Genomic DNA, 2,497 nt, shown 5'->3' with positions numbered 1-2,497 from the left:
CCCTCAGACCGGGCACGAGCTTGAGCTCGAGCCCCGGCAGGCTCGTCAGGCTGTAGTTACTAATGCCGGGCGCGGTCTCCTCAATCTCGATTTCGACTTCGACCTTGCCCGAGTCCAACTCGACATCGAGATCCAGCACGAGCCCGTCCTTGCGGTAGTTGGCGTCGTAGTCGCCGCCTTCGCGCTCCAAACTCACCCTCGTCCAGCCCTGCTGGGCGAGGTCGGTGTCGTAGAAGTCGAAGACGACCTGGGTATCCTGGCTGTCGTAGTCGATGTCCACGTCCCACTCGCGCTTGAGGACGGCGGCGTTCGGGGCCGGCGCCAGCTCGAGCTCGAGCACGGTCGGCTGGTCGGGGGGCCCCGGCTCCCGGGGCTGACTGGCGCTGCTTGTGCAGGCGGTCACTAGGGAAAAACCTGCGAGGATAAGAATTGAGCGAATTGCCGTCTTCAAAACCAGCCTCCTTTGTCGCCAAGAGCTTGCGCGCTTAGCGCGCTGGCCTCGCCGCGGTCCCACGGGTGCGGATGGTGTTCTCGCGCCGGCAAGGCCAGCCTCAGCCCCACGGGTGCGTGGGGTGAGATCACCCCCACACGGTAAAACGCCGAGGTAAGGAGGAGGTAAGGGTAGACACAGAAGCACCGGGCGAGCCCCAAAGGCCTAGCCGCCCCAATCCCGTTACGGATTGCCGGGCGCCTTCCTCGTCAGCCTTCTTTGGGTCCTCCGCAGTCCGCGCTAGTACAACTTCCCATAAGTCCTTGACTCTACAATCTCGCCTCATCACCTTTTGCGGCCTCTTGGGCTTGCCTAAAGGCCCTGTCACGCTCCGCGCTGTTTTGAGCGCTATAGAGAATGTTCCGTTCCCCACAACAACTGATGGGGTAGAGCTGCGGACAGCGAGTACGGTGATGCGGCGTAACCTGCTGGATGAACCTATCGCTGTCATGCCCCGGCGGTCGCTAGCCGCTAGCCTTGTCATGGCTGGGAGTTGGACTCGATGGGAGCTCCACACGCACTTTCTTTATGGCTAGAGCCTCAACCCCTTCAACCGCCAGCTCGACCCCCGAAACCGTCACAGTGTCACCAACCCTAGCAGGCCGGCCCAATGCCTCAAGAACCAAACCTGCGATCGTTTCGGCATGCTCTGAACGCAAGGCGGTACGGTAGGTTTCATTAAGTTCCTCGAAGAGCACCTCACCGCTCACACGCAAGCTGTCATTACCAAGCCTCTCGATGTCCGGCTCGTCCCGGTCGAACTCGTCCCCCAGTGGGCCAACGACCTCCTCGAGGAGGTCTTCGAGCGTCACGATGCCCGAGGTGCCGCCGCTCTCGTCGACCACCACCGCCATGTGGTTCTTGCTGCGCTTGAGCAACTCGAGGACTTCCTCCGCGGGCATCTGCTCGAGCACGTGCAAGGGCTTGCGCAAGAGGTCCCTAAGGTCAAAGGATTTAGGGCTATTCACCTGCTGGCGAATAAAGCTCTTGATGTGCATGATGCCCACGATAGTGTCGAGGTTGCCCTCGTAAACGGGGATGCGGCTGTACCCTTCCGTCTTCAGGAGGTCCCAGATGACCCCTGGGCTACTGTCGACCTCGATAGCCACCACGCGCCTTCGGGGGATCATCACCTGCTGCACGATCCGCTCGCCGAAGTCAAAGATGTTCTGGATGAGCGTTCGCTGTTCGCCACCGAGGCTCCCGCTCTCATGGCTTTCCGCGACCAGCAACTCGAGTTCCTGGGGGCTATAGAGCCTGCCCATGGGGTCCGAAATGGGGATCCTCAGGAGCCGCAATAGGGCGTTGCTGACGGTGTTCAGCACGAACACGGCAGGGTAGAAGAGGCGGCTAAAGACGAGCATCGGCGTAGCTACCTTGAATGACGTGCCTTCGGGTGCCTGCAGGGCCAGCGCTTTAGGTATCATCTCGCCAAAGACGACGTGCAGGTAGGTCAGCAGGCTGACGGCGACGATGGTACCCACCAGATGCGACGCCGCGTAACCGAGCCCACCGTAGTGCTCGAGCGGTCCGTAGAGCCAGGCGGCGACCGATCTCTCGCCGTACATGCCCAGCCCGATGCTGGCGAGGGTGATGCCGAGTTGCGCGACGGCGATGTAGCGGTCGAGGTTCTCTTGCTTGTCAAGGATCCCTTTGAGGGTGTGCGCCGTGGCAAGTCCTTCCTCGGCGAGTTCGCTGATGCGGCTGTGCCGCACGCCGACAATGGCGAACTCCGCGGCTACAAAGAGGCCGTTGATGGCGACCAACACCAAGATGACGATGATGGGGATGAGGTAGTCCGTCATGATGCGTCCTTAGCCCCGGTTGGAACAGTATCCGTATCTTCGCTTGCTGCTTGTGCGATGCTGACCTTGCTCACCGCGTGGCCCTGCACGGCCTCCACCCGGAGGCGCAGGTCGCCGTGCCTCACCTCATTGCCGACCCGGCCTTCCTTCTGCAGGAGGTGGAAGACCAAACCGCCGATGGTGTCGGTGATGTACTCCGGCA

At 61.6% G+C, this 2,497-nt stretch carries 3 protein-coding genes; all 3 read right to left on the bottom strand.

Annotated elements, in window-relative coordinates:
- A partial coding sequence (locus M3498_04730; protein ID MDQ3458602.1) for a hypothetical protein occupies positions 1-451 on the bottom strand: 451 nt, incomplete at its 3' end.
- A gap of 503 nt (positions 452-954) precedes the next feature.
- Positions 955-2,295 carry a hemolysin family protein gene (locus M3498_04725; GenBank protein MDQ3458601.1) on the bottom strand — a complete coding sequence of 447 codons (1,341 nt, stop codon included), beginning with the start codon at positions 2,293-2,295 and terminating at the stop codon, positions 955-957.
- On the bottom strand, positions 2,292-2,497 hold a 206-nt coding region (locus M3498_04720), incomplete at its 5' end, for a hypothetical protein (GenBank protein ID MDQ3458600.1). The genes M3498_04720 and M3498_04725, both read right to left, overlap by 4 nt.

It is taken from the genome of Deinococcota bacterium, assembly GCA_030858465.1.
GTDB lineage: Bacteria > Deinococcota > Deinococci > Deinococcales > Trueperaceae > JALZLY01.
This window is presented reverse-complemented; position numbering and strand designations above follow the sequence as displayed.